This window comes from Spiroplasma tabanidicola (genome assembly GCF_009730595.1).
Classification (GTDB): domain Bacteria; phylum Bacillota_I; class Bacilli_A; order Mycoplasmatales; family Mycoplasmataceae; genus Spiroplasma_A; species Spiroplasma_A tabanidicola.
Genome location: NZ_CP046276.1, coordinates 494,670 through 517,332, shown reverse-complemented (window position 1 = coordinate 517,332; position 22,663 = coordinate 494,670). Strand labels below are relative to the sequence as shown.

General features: G+C 25.6%; 18 protein-coding genes. 1 reads left to right on the top strand and 17 read right to left on the bottom strand.

Annotated elements, in window-relative coordinates; genetic code table 4:
* Window positions 1–51 precede the first annotated feature (51 nt).
* The 10 genes from STABA_RS02420 to STABA_RS02375 all read right to left on the bottom strand — a co-directional run bounded on the left by STABA_RS02420 (window position 52) and on the right by STABA_RS02375 (window position 9,337).
* Complete coding sequence (locus tag STABA_RS02420) at window positions 52–780, bottom strand: hypothetical protein (RefSeq protein ID WP_156006170.1); 729 nt, start codon at window positions 778–780, stop codon at window positions 52–54.
* A gap of 190 nt (window positions 781–970) precedes the next feature.
* Window positions 971–1,318 (bottom strand): 30S ribosome-binding factor RbfA, encoded by a 348-nt coding sequence (rbfA, locus tag STABA_RS02415; protein ID WP_156006168.1) that lies wholly within the window; start codon window positions 1,316–1,318, stop codon window positions 971–973.
* Between the two features lies 1 nt (window position 1,319).
* Window positions 1,320–3,188, bottom strand: a complete 1,869-nt coding sequence (gene infB, locus STABA_RS02410) for a translation initiation factor IF-2 (RefSeq protein ID WP_156006166.1) — start codon at window positions 3,186–3,188, stop codon at window positions 1,320–1,322.
* Window positions 3,189–3,190: 2 nt separating this feature from the next.
* Window positions 3,191–3,499, bottom strand: a complete 309-nt coding sequence (locus STABA_RS02405) for a L7Ae/L30e/S12e/Gadd45 family ribosomal protein (protein ID WP_156006164.1) — start codon at window positions 3,497–3,499, stop codon at window positions 3,191–3,193.
* Window positions 3,499–3,774, bottom strand: coding sequence for an RNase P modulator RnpM (rnpM, locus tag STABA_RS02400; RefSeq protein ID WP_156006162.1), 276 nt, complete (start codon window positions 3,772–3,774; stop codon window positions 3,499–3,501). Before rnpM ends, STABA_RS02405 begins: the two co-directional genes overlap by 1 nt.
* A 12-nt stretch (window positions 3,775–3,786) precedes the next feature.
* Entirely contained in the window at window positions 3,787–5,151 is a 1,365-nt protein-coding gene (gene nusA, locus STABA_RS02395) for a transcription termination factor NusA (RefSeq protein WP_156006160.1), read from the bottom strand.
* A gap of 155 nt (window positions 5,152–5,306) precedes the next feature.
* Entirely contained in the window at window positions 5,307–7,085 is a 1,779-nt protein-coding gene (locus STABA_RS02390; protein WP_156006158.1) for an ATP-binding protein, read from the bottom strand.
* 4 nt (window positions 7,086–7,089) lie between these two features.
* A complete protein-coding gene (locus tag STABA_RS02385; protein ID WP_156006156.1) occupies window positions 7,090–8,226 on the bottom strand; it encodes an SIR2 family protein in 1,137 nt (378 codons plus the stop codon).
* 13 nt (window positions 8,227–8,239) lie between these two features.
* Entirely contained in the window at window positions 8,240–8,710 is a 471-nt protein-coding gene (locus STABA_RS02380) for an isochorismatase family protein (RefSeq protein WP_156006154.1), read from the bottom strand.
* Window positions 8,711–8,761: 51 nt separating this feature from the next.
* The gene (locus STABA_RS02375) at window positions 8,762–9,337 is read right to left on the bottom strand and encodes a DJ-1 family glyoxalase III (RefSeq protein WP_156006152.1); all 576 of its coding nucleotides are present in this window, start codon (window positions 9,335–9,337) and stop codon (window positions 8,762–8,764) included.
* A 68-nt stretch (window positions 9,338–9,405) separates the two neighbouring features.
* On the opposite strand from STABA_RS02375, the gene STABA_RS02370 reads away from it, so the two are divergent.
* Entirely contained in the window at window positions 9,406–9,837 is a 432-nt protein-coding gene (locus STABA_RS02370) for a hypothetical protein (RefSeq protein ID WP_156006150.1), read from the top strand.
* On the opposite strand, the gene STABA_RS02365 is transcribed toward STABA_RS02370, so the two are convergent.
* The 7 genes from STABA_RS02365 to STABA_RS02335 form a co-directional block, all read right to left on the bottom strand.
* The gene (locus STABA_RS02365; protein WP_156006148.1) at window positions 9,827–10,558 is read right to left on the bottom strand and encodes a purine-nucleoside phosphorylase; all 732 of its coding nucleotides are present in this window, start codon (window positions 10,556–10,558) and stop codon (window positions 9,827–9,829) included. The two genes, STABA_RS02370 and STABA_RS02365, sit on opposite strands and share 11 nt — an antisense overlap.
* A gap of 20 nt (window positions 10,559–10,578) precedes the next feature.
* Complete coding sequence (locus STABA_RS02360) at window positions 10,579–11,139, bottom strand: NAD(P)H-dependent oxidoreductase (protein ID WP_156006146.1); 561 nt, start codon at window positions 11,137–11,139, stop codon at window positions 10,579–10,581.
* Between the two features lie 3 nt (window positions 11,140–11,142).
* Window positions 11,143–12,057 carry an ABC transporter permease gene (locus tag STABA_RS02355; protein ID WP_170264683.1) on the bottom strand — a complete coding sequence of 305 codons (915 nt, stop codon included), beginning with the start codon at window positions 12,055–12,057 and terminating at the stop codon, window positions 11,143–11,145.
* Window positions 12,047–13,804: an ABC transporter permease gene (locus tag STABA_RS02350; protein ID WP_156006142.1), complete on the bottom strand. Its 1,758-nt coding sequence runs from the start codon at window positions 13,802–13,804 to the stop codon at window positions 12,047–12,049. Before STABA_RS02350 ends, STABA_RS02355 begins: the two co-directional genes overlap by 11 nt.
* Window positions 13,804–15,339 carry an ABC transporter ATP-binding protein gene (locus STABA_RS02345; RefSeq protein WP_156006140.1) on the bottom strand — a complete coding sequence of 512 codons (1,536 nt, stop codon included), beginning with the start codon at window positions 15,337–15,339 and terminating at the stop codon, window positions 13,804–13,806. The genes STABA_RS02350 and STABA_RS02345 overlap by 1 nt, the downstream gene beginning before the upstream one ends.
* A 25-nt stretch (window positions 15,340–15,364) precedes the next feature.
* Window positions 15,365–16,765, bottom strand: a complete 1,401-nt coding sequence (locus STABA_RS02340) for a hypothetical protein (RefSeq protein ID WP_156006138.1) — start codon at window positions 16,763–16,765, stop codon at window positions 15,365–15,367.
* A gap of 122 nt (window positions 16,766–16,887) precedes the next feature.
* Window positions 16,888–22,626 carry an ABC transporter permease gene (locus STABA_RS02335; RefSeq protein WP_156006136.1) on the bottom strand — a complete coding sequence of 1,913 codons (5,739 nt, stop codon included), beginning with the start codon at window positions 22,624–22,626 and terminating at the stop codon, window positions 16,888–16,890.
* Window positions 22,627–22,663 lie beyond the last annotated feature (37 nt).

Here is a 22,663-nt window from a genome sequence, read left to right as displayed (position 1 = left end):
ATTTTTAGTTGGTTTTTTATAAAAAATATCTACAATCAATAATAATATATCTTATAATATATTATTATTATCATAAGGTTGTAATGCTGGTCTGTATTTAATGTTTAGATTTATTTTTGCATCAAATAGTTTAACTAAATTTACTTTGTTATTGTTGATACGTTCAGGTATTTTTACTTTATAAAGTAAAACATCATTATTAATCCCATCACATCCATATAAATTTAAATAATTTGAAATATAACCAAAAATTCCAGTATATTTATTTATAGAAATTCTTATAAAGCTGTTATTTTTTAAATTTACATTTGAAACTAAATTAGTTAAATAATTAAAATAATTTTTTAGTAAACTTCTATTCTCATTTGAGTTTGCTTCTATAATTATATTTTGAACTTTTTCTTTATTTTCATTAAATAAACTTAAATCAAACTCTAAACTTGATTTTTCATAATCAAAATCATACAAATATCTTTGACCAATACCATAACTTCTGTTAGTTATTTCATAAATTCTCTTCACTTTATCGTTTGTTATTGAAGGAAAATATGCTTTTATAGAACTGCTATATTTATTATAATCTTTATCATATTCCAAGTCGACCTCATGTTTACTTTCATCCTCATAAGAATTAAGTATCATAAAATTTTTACTCACACTATTTACACATAAAACATTATTATCATAATTGTTATTTTCATATATTTTTATATTTTCTTTTTTCGCAAAAAGAAATAATGACAAGCTTATACAAAATAAACTTTTTAATATTTTTTTCATATCAATAATCCTTTCTTTTTTTATTATACTATATAGTTAAAAATAATAAAAATTTTGTAATTTATGTTTTCCTACTTCTTCGCAAATTGCTCATATTTCTATATAAAATATATATTTAAATTTTATTAGCATTTTTTATAACAAAAGACCAGTTATATAAACTGGTCTTTTGTTATAATTCCTATATATTTTATTTTTTGATTTCTTTTAATATTTTTTCAATTTTATTTGCTTTTTCTAAAGAACTATCGTATTCAAATTTTAATTCTGGTACACTTCTCATTTCAATTTTACCAGCTAAAATCATTCTTATTTCCTTAGCATTTTCTTTGATTTCTTCTTTTATATCATCAATTGAAGCTTCGCTATCCATTGAAGAATAAAATACTTTTGCTATACTCATATCATTTGTTAATCTAACTTCATGAACTGATAAAGAGTTTAAAAATTCAGTATCTGGGAACTCTCTTTGTAAAATTAAATTTAATTCTCTCATAATGGTTGATTGTGCACGTTCCAATTTAATTTCTTTACTCATGTTATTTTACCTCTTCTATCTTATATGCTTCAATTATATCATTTTCTTTTAAATCATTAAAGTTCTTGATAGTTATCCCACATTCACTACCTTCTCTTGCTTCTTTAATGTCATCTTTTTTGTTTTTTAACGAAGACATTTCACCAGTATAAATAACAATACCATCTCTTAAAATATGAACTTTGCTTGCTCTTGGAATAGTTCCAGATAACACTCTACATCCAGCAATTGTTCCTACTTGAGAGTGTCTAAATAATTGACGTACTTGTGCTTCACCTAATGATTTTTCTTCATAAACAGGATCTAACATACCAGTTGCTGCTTCTGCAATTTCTTCAATTAGTTTATAAATAATGTTATGAAGTCTAATATCTACACCATCTTCTTCTGCTTTTTGTCTAACTTGAGCATTTGGTCTGACATTAAATCCATAAATCAAAGCATTTGAAGCAAGTGCTAAACTAACATCAGAAATACTAATTGTTCCAACTGTTGCACGAATAACATTAACTTTTACACCCTCAATACTAATTTTTAACATTGAGTTTCTTACAGCTTCTACTGTTCCTTGAGTATCTGCTTTTAAAATAATATTAATAGATTTTAATTCACCAGATTCAATTTGATTTTTTATTGAATCTAATGTAAAAGTTTGATTTTTTTGTCTAGATTCATTAGCTTGTTTAATTGCTTGTGCTTCTGCAATATCTCTTGCTAATTTTTCTTCAACTACAACCATAAATTTATCACCAGCTCTAGGTACATCATTTAGCCCAATTATAACTGCTGGTTTTCCTGGTTCTACTTTTTTTATTTTTACTTTATGTTCATCTTCGATATCTTTTATTGCTCCAAAAGTTCCTCCAGCAATAACAATATCTCTTAAATTTAAAGTTCCATTTTGAATTAAAACTGTTGCAACAGGTCCTCTACTTTTATCCAAGTGAGCTTCAATTACAGTTCCTCTTGCAAATTTATTAGGATTAGCTTTTAAATCTTTTAATTCAGCGATCAATAGTAAAGTTTCAAGTAAATTATCAATTCCTACTTTTGTAATTGCACTTCCTAAAATAAATGGAATATCTCCACCATATTCTTCTGCTACAATTCCAAATTTCATTAATTCCATTTTCACATTATCTGGGTTTGCATCTGGTTTATCAATTTTATTCACAAATACAACGATTGGCACCTCAGCTGCTTTGGCGTGATCTATTGCTTCTTCAGTTTGAGGCATAACCCCATCATCTGCAGCAACTACTAAAATTACAATATCTGTAACTTCACTTCCTCTTGCTCTCATTTCTGTAAATGCTTCATGACCTGGAGTGTCAATAAAAGTAATTTTATTGTTTTTTAACTTAACTTGGTAAGCACCAATATGTTGAGTTATTCCTCCAAACTCTCCCTCAGTTACATTTGTATTTCTAATTGAATCTAATAAAGTAGTTTTTCCATGATCTACGTGACCCATAATAGTTACAACTGGGGCTCTTAATTTTAAATCTTTTGGATCGTCATTTTCATCAAATGTTTCAAAAATATTTTCTTTTGTAACTGTTGTTTCTTTTTTAAAGTCATATCCAAATTCTAAACATAACTCTCCCATTTGTTCTTCAGTTAACATTTGATTTTGAGTAACCATACTACCATTTGTGAAAAATCATTTGACAATTTCTGCAGGACCCTTTTGTAATTTTGAGGCAAAGTCAGCAATAGTTAGTGGTTCAGTGTATACAAAAACACCATCAATAACTCCTGTTTGTTTAGTCTCTCTTAATTTATTTTTTAAGTTTGCAGTATGAGCTTTAGATTTGTTTTTGGCTTGTTGTTTATTATTTTTGTTCTTATCATTATTTTGTTTTGCCATATTTACACATCTCCTTTGCTTATTTTATTTATTAATAATTTTGCAAAATTTATACTTTCTACGCCGATTGCTTTGATATTATTTTTTCCGATTGCTTTATTTAAATCATCACTGTTAAACAAACCATTATAAATTGGGATTTGATAAAAATTACATTTATCATTAATCTTTTTTAATTGACTTTTTCCCATATCACTTGTTGTTAAAACTATTCTGACTTTTTGTTGTTGAATTTTTTTAAACAAAGATTCTCCAGATATAATTTGTCTTGCACTTGAAACAAGTCCAAGAGTTTTTAATAAATCTTCCACTAGTCTCAGTTATTATTAATTTCTTCAACTAAAAGTTGATAAATTTCATCTGGAACTTTAGTTCTTAAACATCTATCTAATGCCTTTGTTTTTTTTAATTTTTCAACAGATTCTAGAGTTGGTCTTAAATAAACTCCTCTTCCGTTAGCTTTTTTTGATTGATCGATAAATATGTTTCCTTCTTTATTTTTAACAACTCTTATCAATTCAAGTTTTGAATACATTTTATTTGAAGAAACATCTTTTCTTAAAACCTTATGAGTAGTTTCGTTCATAATTAAACTTTCTTATTTTTCATAATAAGAATCATAATCATCATCAACTTCGATTGTTTCTTCTTGATCATCATCTTCTTTTGCTATACTTTCAAAAGTTTCTGCATATGTTTGAATATCTTCTAAAGAACTGTCTTGAACATAAATTGATTCATCAATTTCATCATACACTTCTTGTTGAACATTTTGTTTTGGTCTTTCAAAGTTAGATTGGAATTTGTTTGCATTATTGTTTGCATTAGTTTTTCTTTTGTTAACATTGTTAATAAAATCAGGATTTTTTAATTCTTCTTGAGTAATGTTACCATTTCATAAATTATCAATACCTTGTTCTTCTGCATTGTCTAGTGAAACAATATTAATTTTTGTATTTACTAAGTTAGCAACTAATCTTGCTGCCATTCCTTTTTTCCCAATTGCTAAAGACAATTGTTCATTTGGAACGATTGCAAAACATTCATTTGCTTCTTCATCTAGATCAATACTTATTACTTTAACTGGTGCTAATGCATTAATGATAAATGTTTTTTTATCTTCATTTCAAAGAACTATATCAATTTTTTCACCGTTTAATTCTTTTGAAACTTCTTTAATTCTATTTCCACCAGCTCCAACACAAGCTCCGATTGGATCTATATTTTCTTCATTTGAGTGAACTGCAATTTTTGATCTTTTTCCTGGTTCTCTTGATACTGATTTAACTTCAATTATTCCTTCTGCAATTTCAGGAACTTGAGTTTCCATTAATTTTGCTAAAAATTGAGGGTGAACTCTTGAAGCTAAAACTTGTGAGTGTTTGTTTTCTCTTGAAACTTCTTCAACATAAAAACAAATTCTATCTCCCTCATCAAAATCTTCACCAGGAATCATTTTTTTATTTCAAATTGCAATTATTGATCCATCAACATCAATTAAATAAGTTGTATCTGTAATATCTTTTACAGTACCACCAACTATTTCATGATTTTTTGATAAAAACTCTTCATATAATTTATTTTTTTCACCTTCACGGATTTTTTGTTTGATAATTTGTCCGACTTGCATTACTGCTAATTTTGAAAAATCTTCTCCATATTTAACAGGTTCAAAAACGTTATCGCCAATAGTAACTTCTTCGCCAAATCTTTCTTTTGCTTGATTTAAACCAATTTCTAATCAATCATCTTCTACTTGTTGAACTACAGATAATTGTTTAAAAACATTAATTTGTCCTGTTTGTTCATCAATATCAACTTTGATTATTGCTTCTAAATCAAAGAATTTTTCATATGCTTTTTTAAAACCTTCTACAATACCTTCAAAAATAATTTCTCTATCAATTTTTTTTTCATCTACAATTTCATGAATTGCTTCTAATAATTTTGCACCATCAATCATGGTCGCTATATCCTCCTATATATTTATATCGATATAAATATCGATAATAACTTGCCAACACAAATAGAAAAGAAGACTTACGCCTTCTTTTCCATCAGTATGAAACTTTGACAAACTAATTATAACTAAAAAATGAATAGATTTGACAAAATATCTTAAATTTCTTTTTTTTCAAATCATACATCCAATAGATTCGGACTTGCAGATTCATCTTTTTTTTCTTCTTTTTTAACTATTTTTACTTCTAAAGGTATTAAAAATGATTCTCCAGCTAGCACAGCCGTTCCGGTTGGAAGTACAGATAACCTATTTATTTGATATTCATCAATAAAAGGGTTACTTTTTTTAATATTTTCTAAATCAATACCACTTTTAATTCTATGCATTATAAAATTATTGCATTGTGATAAGACAGTTTTTGATAACTCACCAGGGCGCTGACTTGAGATGGTTAGATATATTCCAAATTTTCTACCTTCTTTTGCTATCTTTTCAAATATACTAAAACTTTTAGTTAATTCATTGTTATTATCTTCTTTTATATATCTATGAGCCTCATCAAAAATTATATTATAAGTTTTTAAATCATTTTTAGTTTTTTTGTTATTGAAAACTTGATTCAAAAAGAAATTTGCAAAAAATCTAAGATCATCATCCTCAAGTTCGCTGACATTAACAACTGTTAAAATTTCTTCATTATCATATATTTTCTTATAATTTTCAATTTTATTAATATTTGAAGAGAATAAGTTATCTTTATATTCCGATATTATATTTTCTACTCTAGTCATCATAGTTATACAATTAGGTCTTACTTGATTATTACCCTTTCTTTCTTCCCAAAGTAGTGCAAGCTCAATCCCTTCTTTTAATGACTCGATATTTTTTATTTTATCTAATGAATCAATAATTATTCTTTCAAAGTTATTATTTTTTATTAAATTTGATAATTTTTCTTTAAAATTTTTTTCGCTATCTTTATCCTCAAAATTTCCAAACCTAACATTATATGAATCTAGCAATTTTAAAAGATCAGGATTATTAATTTTTTCACAAATACCAACTATTTTTTGCCTTTTCGCAACAGAATCAGTTTGAACATTAATATATAGTTCTTTGACAATATAAGCTAATAATGAGTTCATATCAAACTTTACATCTTCATACAAATGAGCAAACTTTAGTGAGTTCTTAAGTATAGGAAGCTGAATTGAAACTGACGGTAAAACTAAATTAATTCAGTCTGCAAGATTTAAATTTTCTAATGGCAATGAAATGTCTTTTTTAGCATCAATAATTTGATAATTAGTTTGCATAAAATTAGAGTATTCATTATGAACATCAAATAAAATAAAATTGATATTTTTTCTATTTATGCTCTTATTAGAATCTTCTAAATCATTAACTAAGGAGTTAATTATTTCTTTTATTGTTGTTGATTTTCCAGATCCAGAATTTCCAATAATTGCCATATGATTTGAAAAAAGTGTTTTTAAATTAATTTTAAATTTTATATATTCTAAATTAACAATATCGCCAAAGTATATAGAATTTTTGATATCTGCACTTTCAAAAATACTTGATATTTCCCCTTTGTTTGCTAAATAAACATTTTTACCAACCATTGGATATTTGGTTATTCCAAACTTAAAAACATCATTAGTTCACTCGCCAACCGGACAAGCATCTGCTATATTTATATCTGTGAACTTTGAGTTTTCACTTCTATCCAATGCTTTTTGCTTTTGGTAAATACTAGTAATTCTTAATAAACATTTATTATTATATTCATTTTGAACCGTTATAAAATCATTTATACCATTCAACGTGTAAGAATCACCGTTATAATTATATGAAAAATCAGATGATTCTATTAATTCTATACCAATTCTATCTGTATATACATTTATAATTTTTCCAATCAATAAACTCAATTACTTATTCTCCTATATTTTTCTCTAATGTTTTTATGATATTTTCAAAATGATTTATTAATAAATTATTTTCATATTTACCTCCAATAAAAACAACATTATTATAATTTTTAGTTTTATCAAAAAATTTTTTGACTGGGTCTTCGTCTCCATCAATATCTGCAAAAACAATCAATGTAAAAGAATTACTAGATAAAGCCTGTAAAATTATTTGATTTATGTGTTCATCAGGAAAACCATAACCCATTATTACCAAGGTGGTATTATTTTTTTGTAATTGTATTGAAAACTCTCTAAATAACTCCGCATATGGTTTAAGAAGAGTTTCGTTATTTTTATTTAAAGTTGGATAAATCAGTACATTTGAGTAGTTTTTTGATCATGATTCAGATAAATTTATATCTTCAGAATTATCATTTTGCACTCAATTTATAGAACCGTGTATCTTGAATAACTTTATATAAGCATTAAAAGGATCTCATTTTTCTTTAAATCTATTTTCATCATCAACTATTCTAAACCTAAAATTTTCTATTGAAAATTTTCTATCTATATCACCATCAAAGCCTGTTGTATACTTTATTGCAGTTTTTTCCATCGCTATTTCATTAAAAATATCATAGTTTGTTGTAAAAATATTTATAGGATTTTTATATGGAATAGAAGATATTTCCTTTAACGAGCGTATTTTTAATAAAATATTATAAAAGTTTATATATAATTGTAAATTTTCTAAATAAATATTTTCATTTTCAAAAGTTTCTTTTATTTTATCCAAAATCATTTGTTTACAATTATCAAATAAATTTTTATAAAATGTTTTTCTTTCTTCATTATTTCTAAAAAAAACAATAGCACTATTTAATCAATTTAGAAAAGCCTCTAAATTTTTATTTTCTTCAAAATTATATGATTCTTTAACTAAATCAAAATCTTCTTTAAATTTTTCTAATATATCTTTAAAAATATTCGATAATAAAGGTATTGTTGGTTGAGAACAACCTGAACCAATTAAAAAACTTAAATTTTTTGAATCTTTAATTACAGTACATAGATAGTTATTTATAGCTTTAAGTTGTTCTTCTTCTTTTCCTATTTTATCAGCTTCAAATTTATTTTTAGCGTTTTTTCATCAAATCATACATACTTTCTTTCTATTTAACTAAATCTTCAATAATAGAGGCTTTAAAACCAAATTTTAAAGCATCTTGGTAAGTTGCTTCAACACAATATTGCTTTACTAAACCACAAATTTCTACTTCTGTTACATTATTAATTTTTAATCAATCTTCTAAAGCAATATTACACCCCGTTTGTTTATTAAAACCCGAATAGCTATCTTTATCTAATTCAACACCTTTTTTTACAATAAAATCAGCATAATTTGTGTCTAACAAAACTTCTGCTCCTTTTGTATTTTGTATACAATGAGGCGGTCAAATCTCAAAACTACAATGATTATCTGGATGTCAATCCATTGTATATACAACAAATTGATTATTTTGTTGATATTCTTCTATTTTTTTAATTATCCCTTCTTTAAGAGTTTCTCCACCAGGTCAATATAAACTTCCATTCGGATCTGCAAAATCATATTGATAATCTACTACTATTAATGCTTTCATATAATGATTATAGTGCAAAAAAACCACAAATCTATGATTTGTGGTTTTAATTTAATAGTTAAATACTAATGTTTCATGTAATTTTAATCGTTGTTCTGTTGAAGTGAAATGATCTACTATTTGTAATCCAAATTGTAATGCTCCTCCAATTGAACAACCAGTAATAATATTTCCATCTTCAATAGCTGTCATGTGCGGTTTTAAAGTAGCATTTTCTAAATATTTAGTACTTCCTGGATAATGGGTAATTTCTTTATTATCTGCTAAACCTAATTTACCTAAAATTTGAGGTGCAGCACAAATAGCTGCTATTGTTTTTCCTTTTTCACCATGAGTTTTTAAGTTTTTCATTAAAGTTTCAGATTCCATTAAGTTATTAACTCCTGGTTGACCTCCAGGTAATATTAAACAATCATAACTATCGAAGTTAATTTCTTGAATAGTTTTATCTGCTTTAATAGTTATTCCGTGTGATCCTGTTACTTCTTTTTTATCGCTAATTGATACAATATCAACCACCGGAAATGAACCTTTAAACATTTGTTCTGCTCTTCTAATAACATCAACTGTTGAAATCATTTCTGTTTCTTCATAACCTGTTGCTAAAAATATTGCTACATTTGCCATTTAAATTACCTCTTTTCAATAATAATTATATAGAAAAAATGTTTATAATCATAATAGGTGATTAAATTATGGGTTTAATAAAAGCAGCTAGATTAATAACAAGTTTTGTTAATGATTCTAAAAAAGTACAAAAGAAAAAAATTGATGAAAATAAAGTATATCAACTAGTTATAAATAACCAAATAAAAGATATAAATATAAGAAATATTAGAACTATTAAACAAAAGTTTAATGCTTTAATTTTTAAAGAAAAGTTCAACCATACAATGGGTTTTAGATTTATTGGGGTTAAAGGCTTTAATAGTATGGGATTTAAAGAAGAAGTTGATTTAATTATTTGTGATAAAAAATATCAAGTAATTGAAACTTATTCAAACTTTCCTCCAAACAAAGTAACTCAACACCATAATGATGCAGTTGTTGTTTTTGTTCTTGCAAAACATACAATCAAATATTTAAATATTAAACTAAATGATTTAATTAAAATTACTAAATATTAATACAAGTTTCTAATGCTATTTCAACCATATTAATAAGTTTAGTTTCTCTTTCTTCTGAATCTAAACCATTTCTATCAGTTGTATTTACAACAACATTTAAAATAGCTAATGCTTTTTTATCAAAAAAATTAGCACATGCATATAAAGCATAAGTTTCCATGTCGCTACATAATACATTTAAATCTGATCAAATTTTTTCTTTATAAAAATCAGGTTCTAAATTTTTTAATGTATATATTCCATCAGTACAAACTGTTGGTCCAACATGGTAATTTATTTTTTTTATTTTTGCAATTTCAATAGCTTTTGATAATAATTCAAAATTAGCACAAGGACTAAAATGTCAATCAGCTGGGACATTAAAATGAGTTTGAATATTTGAATCTGTTGAAACAGACATTGAAAAAACTAAATCATTAATTTTAGTTTTAGGTAAGTATCCTCCACTTGTTCCAATTCTAATAATACAATCAACATCATAATCTTCAAATAATTCTCAAGCATATATCATCATTGAAGGCATTCCCATTCCAGAAGCCATTACTGAAATAATTTCATTTTTATATTCCCCTGTAAATACTTCAATTCCTCTAACACTTGAAACTACTTTTACATTTTTTAAAAAATTATCTGCAATTCATTTTGCTCTCAAAGGATCTCCTGGCATAATAACTTTTTTTGCTATATCACCTTTATTTGCATTATTGTGTGGTGTAGACATATTTTATTCCTTTCATATAATTAAATTTTTTTATATACTTCTTTTAAAATATTATCATAAAAACCTTTATCTTTTTCTCCATGACCAATTCCACCGAAATGTAATCAAAAATTATTATTTATTCCACAATATTTTAAAACTCCAAACAAGTTGACATCAATTGGATTTCCAAAATCATTTGCTATTTCTTCTTTTGTTTCAAGAGCAGCAGTAGTTATAAAAGTTACTTTTTTTATATTATCTAATCAGCTTTGTCCAAAAGCAAAATCTTCAGTAAAGACTCTATCTAAAAAACCTTTTACTATTGCTGGAGTTTGAAATCAATATATAGGAAAAATAAAAATTAGCTCTTCACTTTCTTTTAAAATTTTTTGATATTTCAAAACTTGATCATCTTTAAGAACTTCTTTTTTCTTATAAACTAAATGATCTTCATAGGAAAAAACTGGATTAAATTTTTCTTCAATTAAATTAATAATTTTATAATCATAGTTTTTATCATTTAACTTTTGAATGACTTTTTGTAAAATTGAATTACAAAAAGAATTTTTATCTGGATGTGCATAAATAATAGTTTTCATTTTTTACCTCGTAGTTTTTTGAAATGGTATACCATTTGCTTTTGGTGGTGATGATTTTTTTGAAAAAATAACCATTGTAATAAGTGAAAATAAGAACGGAAAAGCTTGAAGTAAAGATTTGTTTAAAGTGAAAAACTCACTAATGTTTGATGAAGGCAATATTCTTGCTAATGCAAAAAAAGTTGAAAATATAAAACTAAATAATACAACATATCTTATTCTTCATTGACCAACAACTAAAATTGTTAAACCTAGATATCCATAACCATTTACAGTTCCGTTAAAACTTGCAGAACTATATAACATTACAAAAAAACATCCTGCTAATCCTGCTAATGATCCTGAAACTAAAATTGCAATATATCTATACTTGTTAACATTTATTCCTGCTACATCTAATAAACTAGGATTTTCTCCTGCAGCAATATGTCTTTTACCAACTGTTGTAAAAGTAAAATATATTCCTGCAACAAAAGTAGCTATTATTGCTATTAAAAAATAAATTGTAAAAAACTTTTCTTGTCCTCAACCCATAATTGTATAGCCTGAAGAAATTCTTCCCATTACACCAATTGAACTTGTAGAAACAATGTATAAACCAATTCCTTGTGCAACTAAGTTAATTGCAGTACCAGAAATTATTTGGTTTGCTTTTAAAGTTATTGACGCAAATGCATGTAGCATTGCAAAAGCAGCTGCAACTATCATTGCTATTATGATTGCAAAAAATTGTGTTCCATTAGCATTAAAACCTTTACCAACTAAGCTGAAAACTAGAGCACCAATTGTCATAAATCCATCGATACCGATATTAACTACTCCTGCTCTTTCCGAAATTAAACCAGAGAGTGCTGCAATTAAAAAAATTGTGAAAAATATTAATATTGAAGATATAACTAAATAAAAATTATCATACATATTTTTCAAACACCTCCTTTTGAATTTCAAAAAACTTTGTTTTTTCATTTTTTAATTTTTCTTTATATTCATTATCGCTTTTATTAATTTTATTTATGTTATTTTGATAAACACTTTTTTTATAATTATTTAAAAAACTTTTTGCATTTATCATTGCTTCTTTAAATTTATTTTGATTAATACTTATATCTTTTTTAAATTTTTCAAATAATATTTTAAAATTATTTATTAAATCATTTTTCAAGCTTTTTTTTATTATTTTAAAATTAGCAACGCTTTTATTTTTTTCAATTTGTTCATTGTAATTAGCTTTCAAATTAGAAAACTTATCCAAAAAATCAAAAGTAATATCACTTGTAATTTTGTTGTAGTAAACTTTTAAATTTAAAATAGAGTTAGTTTTAAAACTTTTTATTCTATCTTCTTTTATTTCGTTAATTTCGATCAGCAAATCTTTATTTTTTTTCTTCAATAATTGAATTTGTGCAATTGTATCAAAACTTAATTTTTGTAAATCTTTTTGTTCAGCTTTAATATTTTTTTTATTTTCTTTTAATATATTTTTTTTATTTTTTATAATTTGTTTTAACTCATAATCTTTATTATAAATGATCATATTTTTTATATACTCAATTATATTTAGTCTATAAAAAATTATATATATAGCTGCAGAATAAGTTATTAAACCAAAAATTAAAGTTGTAGTTTGATTTGATAAACTTACAAAACCAGCTGTTGATTGTGCTGCTTTAAATCCAATTTGAAATATTGATCACAATAAAGCAACAAACGGAATTGCTATTATATTATTGAAAGCAACTAAAGCAACTGCTATTGCATCATAACCAAGACTTGGAATAATATCTGTTTGAATGGATTGACTATAAGCAATTCCAAAATAATAAATAAATCCACCCATACTCATAAATATTCCTTGAACTATTGTAATAACAATAATATAAAGTTTTTCATTTACTCCAGCATATTTTGCAGCTGTTGTTGATTTACCTACCATTTTAAATCTAAATCCTCATTTAGTATAAGTTAAAACTAATGTGATACTTATTGCAGATATAACAACTAAAATTACAGGTACTAATCAAACAACACCAAATAAAGATATTCAATTATAATCTAAAGATGCAGATGTGTTACCTCATTGATTACTATTTAAATTAATTACTCACTTTAATAAAAAATAAGCTACATAGTTTAATAAAATAGTTGTTGCAACTTCATGAATATTAAAAAATACTTTTAGCAATCCAGACAGACATGAAATAAAAGTTCCTGCTAAAACAAAACATATAAAAACTAAAAATACTGTTCCTTTATTAACTTCTTTAAAATCTATTCCTTGTTTATTTGCAATTGACTGAATTATTAGTAATGTAAATATTAATCCAATCAATGCTTGGCCTGAACCTCCCATGTTAAACATTCCAACTCTAAAGCCTAAAGCTAATCCAAAACCAATTAAAGAGTAAATAGAAAAATATAATAAAACTTTATCAAAATTTGAAGTGCTTCCAATTTTTCTTATATCAAATGATTTTGCAATTGAAGTTCCTAAAAACGAAAAACCATTAAAGCCACTCATAAATATAAAAATAATTCCTAGTATTAAACCAAATAAAATAGCAAATATAGAAGTTTTAAAATATTTTAGTTTCTTATTATAATTTCCAATTTTATAATTTACTTTTAACCTTTCTCTAGTAGAGAATAAATTTCATAGCATTATCATTACTTTTTGTTTCCAATCATTAATTTTCCTATATTTTCATATGAGATTTTATCTCCTGTTAATTCTCCAATTGCTTCACCAGAACTTAATATTACAACTCGATCTGATAATGCTAAAATTTCATTTAGCTCATAACTTATTAATAAAATTGCTTTTTTTAATTTCTTAGCTTCTAAGATTTGACTGTGTATAAATTCAATTGACCCAATATCTAGTCCTCTTGTTGGTTGATAAATTAATATAAAATCACTTTCTCTTGTAAGTTCTCTTCCAATAATAATTTTTTGCTGATTACCTCCGGACAAAGATCTAACAATTGCATAACCATTACTTGCATTTCTAACATCATACTTTTCTACAATAGTTTGTCCAAATTTCTTTATTTCATCAAAATTTAAGATTCCTAATTTAGAAGCAAAAGGTTTTATACCAACATCTTGTAAAACTGTATTTTCAATAACATTAAAATCTAATACTAATCCATGCTTTTGTCGATCTAATGGAATGTGTGACATTTTATATTTATGATATCTTTCATATATACTTTTTTTAGTTATATCAATTTGATTTATTAAAACTTTTCCTGACTTAGGTTTTTGCATACCTGCTATTATATTTGCTAATTCTTCTTGTCCATTTCCTTGCACTCCTGAAATTCCTAAAATTTCACCGGCCTTAATTTGTAAATTTAATTTTTTTAAACCTATAACTTTTTTATTATTATTTTTTTGTACATTTAAGTTTTCTATTTCTAAAATTTTTTTATTATCTATGTCTTTATGATTATTAATTATTTTTTTTAATTGTCTTCCAACCATTGCAAAAGATAATTCGTCAACTGAAGTTTCATTTAAATTGTAAGTTCCAATTACTTTTCCTCTTCTCAAAACGGTTGCTCGATCTGCTACTTTTTCTATTTCATCCATTTTATGTGAAATTAAAATTATTGATTTACCATTATTTTTTAAATTAATTAAAACTTTTAAAAATCCATCAATCTCATTAGGAGTTAGAACAGCAGTAGGTTCATCAAAAATTAAAATTTCAGCTTCTCTATATAATAATTTTAAAATTTCTGCTCTTTGTTGTTCACCAACTGTAGCATTTTTTGCTAATAAATTTAGATTTACTTCTAAATCATTTTCTTTCATTATAGTTTCAATTTTTTTTAAAATTGCTTTTTTATTATTAAAAACTTTAAACTTTTTTATTTCAGATCCTACCGCTATGTTTTCTCAAAGTTTAAAAATATCAACCATTTGAAAATTTTGATGCACCATTCCAATTTTTAAATTATTTGCAACAATTGGATTTGAAATTATTTGTACATTACCATTTATTTTAATTATTCCTTTTGTAGGTTCATAAATTCCAAAAAGAATTGACATTAAAGTTGATTTACCTGCACCATTTTCTCCAATCAAAGCATGTATCTCACCTTTTTTAATATTAAGATTTACATTTTTGTTTGCAATAATATTATTATTAAATATCATTGAAATGTTTTGCATTTCTACTGCATACTCTATACTCATTTTTAACCTTTCTTAACTTTATAAATTAATTTTGAAAAACCTTTAAGGCCATTTCTTTTGTAAAACTTGCTTTTAATAATTCAAAAGAAAGTTTTGGATTTTCCTTCATAGTATGTTCATAATAATAATTTGACATTACTATCAAAGAATCTTTGCTGAACATTTCTATAATTGCATTATTAATATAGTCTTCAACAAGATTACTTTCTCCTGAAGTTGCCTCTCCACTAAGTCAAGCAGTTTTAGTTTGTCAACTTTTTCCTTTTTCTTTATCAAAATTAACTTTTTTATTTTCAAAATTTTGTTTATTCTCATCTTTTAAAATAACTTCAATATTATTATCTTTTGCATATTGTGCTGCTTTATCTTGATATTCTATATTATCTTTATATATATCAGTATGAGCTAATGCTATTAATCCCCCTTCAGTTAATTGTTTTATTGCTGAAGTTAAAATTAATTTATCATAAGATCTATAAACTTTTGACATATCAACATCAACACCAACTACTTTTGCTTTTTTACTACTATCATTTTTTAAAATAGCTAATGCATCTTCTGTTTGTGGTCCTGCAACTGGCATCAATATATTTGCACCTTGATTTATTAATATGTTTGAAATATCTTTTCCATCTCCAGCTGTATAAGACCCAGATTGTCATCCAAAGTCTCCATCCCCAGATGGATCTTTTTGAGTTCTTAAAACTTTAAACTCATTATTATCTAATCAATCTTTTAACTTTCCATATTTATCTAAATTTACCAATTTATTTTTATATTCATGGTACTTATTATTTTGATTTTCTTTAATAATATTTCAAACATCAATCGCACTTAAAAAACCAGCCATATAATTAATAACACTATTTTGATTTCCTGGCAATAATCCTCCAAAAGTTGCTAAACCTAATGTTTTATTGTTTAAATTATAATTATCATTTATTATTGATCAAATTATTGAAGCCATACCTGCATAAAAACCAGAAATATCTGCACGATATTGCACACCAACTGTTGAAGTTCAATTTTTATAAGTTTTATTATCAACTATAACAGCAGATCCATTTACTTTTTTTATTACTTCATCAAAATATCCTTTGGCAATTGCATCATGAGAATAACCAGATAAGACTAAAACTTTTGCTCCTCCTCCAACAACATTCTCATATGCTGATCTTAATGAGGCTTCTCCTATTTCTCCTAGTTCTTTATATGCAGCGTTATAATCTGATTTATCCATTATTTTTTTTACAAACTCATCTGCACCACGATACACATATTCTGTAAAAGATTGATCATCATGATATCCATCATTCATCACAACTCAAATATCGCCTAAAAATTTTTCTTTATTACAAGCAACTACGCTTGTTATTCAAGATGTGCTTAAATTAAATATTGTTAGTAAACTCAATATTCTTTTCATAATAAACCTCTATTAACATTTCATTTTTATTATAAACTTAAATGCTATTAAAATTATTTGCTTTTTAGATAAAAAAAATCTCTTTATAAAAGAGATTTTTAAAAATATAATTTGTAAATAATCTATAAAACCAATACAGTTGGTGATTCTTTTCTAATTCTTTTTGTTGTCAATGAAATTGATAACACATAAGAACCAATAATCAGTAAGGATGAGGCAAACGGAGTTCACCACATAAAGCCAACTGGAATTGATAAAATATTTTGACTTACATATTTCATTGTAAAGAAGACACCAAGATAACTTAATATCATTCCGAACAAGAATAGTGAGAATGACCAGAGCGTTACAAATCTAAATGTATAGTTTATAATCTCCCGATTCGAGTATCCAAGCGATTTCATAACAACCATAAATCGTTTATATTGAGTAACATATAAATCAGATATCAAGATAATTGTTAAAGTAGCAACAATAACAATAAAGATAATAAAAAATACTCCAATTGTAATAATCAATACAGCAATTTGGTTAATTAAATTTTTCTCTTCACTTAGAAGCTTAATTGCTCCAATTTCAACAGTTGAAGAAAAGTTATTTGGTACATTTATAGAATAATCCCCAATTCTTGGTGACATAGAAAATGATCCTTGTGTAGTCATAAAGTATGGTTCACTAGCATTTGAATAACTACCGTTGTATCACATAATAGGTCTAACTGCTTTTTGGGTTTCATCTTTACCATATAATCAATTATCTTTATTTTTTTCATCCACTTGAGATTCTGGTGTATTTAATTTAAAAGTATCAATTTTGACTCCATCAGCATCATAGCTTCCGGATGGTTCAGAAACATTTTCATAGTTGAAGTTAAATGGAATATATCTTGCAGTACTATATCCATTAATTAAGTTTGTTAATCCTTGGTCTGCAATAATTAACTTACTTCCATATACTGGAATTGATTTTACTTTTGTTAAATTGATTTTTGTAACATTTCCTTCAGATAATTTAGCTCAATTCATTTTTACATCACTTTTTACAGCCATTGGGCTATCTGATTTTGAAAAAATGTATTGTAAAAAGTTATATCTTGTATTTGTAAAGTTACTTGTTTCACTACCTTGTAAGTTATTTGATGGTTTTTCGTATGGTAAATTACTATCAAAGTACAATGAATAAGGTCTAATCCATAAGAACTGTTTTGGATTTTCTTTCATATTTAATGAGTTTTTTCAATCTTTAACAGTATCTTCTGGAACTTTACTTGCATCAACTGTTCCGTATCACGCATCACTAATTGTTGCATTACCTTGATTGATTACATTTTTAAAATCATCATATTTTTCATAAGGTATAAATAACATTATATCATCAAATTGATAATAAGGTCTAATCTCAGCAGATAGTTGTTCTTGGTTATTTTCGTCCATTTTTGATTGTAAATCATAGAAACCATAAGTATTATTAACTAATTTTTTTGCATAAGAATATCTATCAAATCCTTTTTTGTAGAATAAATCAACAGGATTTTTTTGCTCATCATCTGCTCTGCTTTGAACAACGCTATCTAATGAAAATGTTGGAGCATAAGTGAATTTTGAATCACTTAAAGAAGCTGGGTCTAATCAAGCGTTTTTAGTTTCTTCAGTATCACCATTTTTAAAGAATTGATAATCTCTATCATCATATTTTCATGCACTGTTTGGTATATTTGTTCCATCTTTTGCTAAAACTAATCTAGTTACAGATGAATTCATATTTTCAAGTTGCGAATTTTTATAATGATAATTAATTGAAGAGTCTTCATTAGCTAATGTAGGAACATTTAAAGTTTTTGTACTGTAATCATAAACTTTAAAACCATTAACTGTTATATCTGTTGTTGGTGCAGATTCTCTTGCAAATAAAAGATCTTCAATTTGTTTTAAACTATTTTGATCTAAAAAGATTTTTTCTCCATCAGTTGGTAATTTATAAGCAACTTGAGTTGAATCCATACCACTTACTTGAACATTGTCAACATCATTTTTCATATTAACTTTTGTATACATTGAATCCATACCTGGAATGTAAGTATTAAAAGTTCATCCGAAACGATATTGGTTTTTTCTATTTTCTGAAATATTTAAATAGTTTCTAATATAAGCTGGAGTTTGAGTAAGAATAACATCAACAATTTGTTCTTTTCAAGTTCCTTCTAAATCTCCTAACCCTGAAGTTAGCAATTGTTTAATCAAAGTTGGTAATCCTGAAGTTAGCAATGTTGAGTATTGAGAAATTTTTGATCTTCTATTAACAATATTGTCATATTCTGGATTATCTGAGTGAATAATTCAATCTAAAAGTAATTGAATATCTCCAATACTAATACTTTTTCCAAGCATTTCAAGAATATTATTACCAAAAATTGATGATATTGTTGAAATAATATTTGGTTCTTGAATAAGTTTACCGTTTTCATCTTTTATTCCTTCTGTTGCAACATTATAAGTTCAATCATATCTAACAGTATTTTTAGATCCATCAGCTGATGAAATCAATACTTTTGGCATAACTGAGTGATCAGAAATTGGTAATGTTGCAGAAGTTGTTTTACCTACATTTGTAATTCCTGCATCTAATTTACCTTGAGTATCAATATATTTATCTTCATAGCTTTCAACACCTTGCCATGGAGATAAAGCACTTTTTGATAAAGGACCGTTTCCAACTAAATCAACATAATCAACATAATTGGTGTAATTTACACTTTTATAATAATCATTTAAGGTTTTTTTCACCAATCCAGGTATTGCCATTGATCCCGATATAAAGAACGAAGCAAAGAATATTGCAACTGCTGTTAAAAGAGTTTTTGAAAATCCATTTATAGCAAGTTCAGTACTGAATTTTTTTGAAAAACTTTTATTTTTTGTAAGAAATTTTTTAATTTTTTCAAGAGTCTCATTTTTCTTAACAACATCTTTAATTTTTGCAATTTCAAGAACTGGTTTTCTAACCAACCGATATGCAACATAATAAGAAACACCAAGCGTTAATACTCCAAATATTCCAAGTGTTACAAGTAAAGCTTGCCAATCAAAGATAGCTTGCCAATAAGCACCACCTGTATAGGATATTAATAAACTAACAATTCCTTCTTGAAAGAATGATCCTAATAATCAAGCAACTGGTGCAATAATAAATGATGAAATAATACCATATGATAAGTATGAAACCGCAACACTTGAACTTGTTGCTCCCATAGCTTTTAATATTGTAATTTCTCCTGCATTCATTTCAATTGTTTTTTTAATCGCAATTAAAGTAGCAGCAAGTGCAATCAATGCAATTAAAAATGAAACTGTATAAGAAAAAATTTGAAACATTTTAGTAACCATTGGTGCTAATGTTCAGTTGAAAGATAGTGTTGAATCTGCAAAACTTTTATATTCATCATATCCCTTATTAATGCTTGACAAAATATCTTTGCTATTTTTAATTGAAGCTGAAGAATTATTTTGTGCATCAGCATAAGCTTTTTTTGCATAATAAGATTGATATAAATATTTTTCATTAGACATTAAAGATGAAAAATAATCTAAAGTTGCTTTTTCAGCATTTTTGCTATTGTTTGCAGTAACAAAAGTATCTAATATTTTTGAAGTATATTTACTAAAATCTTCTGTAACAACTCTTTTTAAAGTATCTTCTGTTGCATAAACTATAATTCCTTTTTTGATGTTAGGAATTGGAACATCCATATCTGCAACAGGATAAAAAGTAAGTGGGTCTGCTGCAAAACCACAAATAATAAACGCAGATCCTCCGATTGATAATGAACTCCCTAATTTAACTCCATTAACTTTTGCAAATTGAGAGTTAATTAAAATTTCATTGCTTGCTGTTGGAGGTCTTCCAGATACAATTGTTAATCTAGAATTCCATAATTCATCTAAAACAACCATACGATATTTCAACTCTTGAACAGTATCTGACATTCCCATTTCAGCACGATGATCAACAGTTACGTTAGTTGCTTCACCAACTATATCACTTTTTAAATAATATAATTTAATATTGTTTATTTTTGTTCTACTATAATCAAAACGATCTGAGAAATTTACAAAACCAGTATCTGTTGCAATATCTTCGTTAATTGTAGTTCTATCATTTTCAAATTTTAAAATTTTAGTATCACTCATACTACCTGCACTACCTGTTGGCATTGCATCTGATTCTTTTCCGTCAAGCTCAACTATAATTTGATTCAAACTTCCTCTTAAACCTTTTTTAAATTTATCAGTTTTATTTTGACAAGTATAATCAAAATATTCAACATCTGCTGTTGTTCGATTACTTTCTGGAGTTGTTTCATCAGCTCTTTTACGTGTTGATAAACTTGAAGTTTCATCTCCAATATCTGAAGAATTATCACTGGTTTTATCTGATTCCAATGAAAAAGATAAATCAACTTGTTGTAAATACGGAAACTGTTTTTCATCAATATTTATTTGTAATTTATTTAACTTATTAACATAATCATTATTATCTTTTTGAATATCATTTTCACTATAAATATTTCCAAAAATATATGTATATAAAATGTTTGCGATATATCTTGGATTGCTTACATTTCCATCACCAGTTCAATATTTAAATCCAGCAACATCTTTTTCTTTATCGATACCATCATCATTTACAACACCTTTATTAAAATATACTGCTAATTTTGAAGTATCGACATTAGTTGTGTTTTCAACTTTTGTAGCTTCAGCAACTGATGAGTCAATATAATATTGAACATATTCAATTGCAGAGTTTATAACTTGTCCTACTAAACTACTTAATGCATTAATTAAATATAAATCATATTTAGAAGGATATTTAACGCTTGTTGGCATTGCATATTCTTTCGTAGGTTCATCTATTTCACTTTCTTTTGGTGCAGGAGTAAAAATTTGAAAGAAATTTTCTTTGTTAATTATTCCTCTTTGTCATAATTTATCAAATGTAGTATTTTTTAAATATTCTTTTCTACTTGATAAATCTTGTAAAAAACACTCTCTTAAATAATAAATTGCTGTTTTTACAAAATTTCCATAAATAACTTTTTTTAAATTATAATCACTGTCACTTGGACTTTTATCAGATCCATCAATATAATCTGCATATTTTGTAGCTCCAGTTATTTCTAATTTATTATATTGATCATAAGTTTTTTTATATTCAACTACATCATTTTCCTTATTATATTGATAATGAAAAATGATATCTAAAAATCTAGTATTACTTAAAACTTTATGAAAAGCTTCTTTAACTTGACGTTGACTAAATGCATTTGAAATAAAAGTTTCTTGGTAGTTTTTATTGTATTGGTCTTTTAAAAGATCATCAAAATCATCTGTTACAGTAAATTTATCAGTAACCATGTAGTGATTAATTAATCCATTTTCATCATCATTTTGACTAAATTTATCATCTGCAAAACCTTTTGTATTTTCCGGATCGTTTTCACCTGTTATAGAAACTAAATTAAAATTATATCCATAACTTTTATTTAAGCCATCAAAATTATCTTTTTTAGCAGAATAATATCCAGCTAAAAATTGATAATCAATTAAATCCATCATCGGAACAATTTTAGGGTCATTATCCTTTTTTGATCCAACTTCTCTAGTAGAAACATAATCAAATTGATCCATTTTAGGCATAATTTCATTATAATTGTCTAAAATTCTTGTAGAAGCAGACAATGAAAGACTTAAAATTAAAGATGAAATAAAAGTTAGAATTACAATTACATAGAATTGAATTCTAAACTTTACAACACCTTTTAAACCTTGTTTTAAGTAAAGTCATATGCTACTCTTATACATTAATATCCCTACTTTTTCTAACAAATTTAATCTTAAA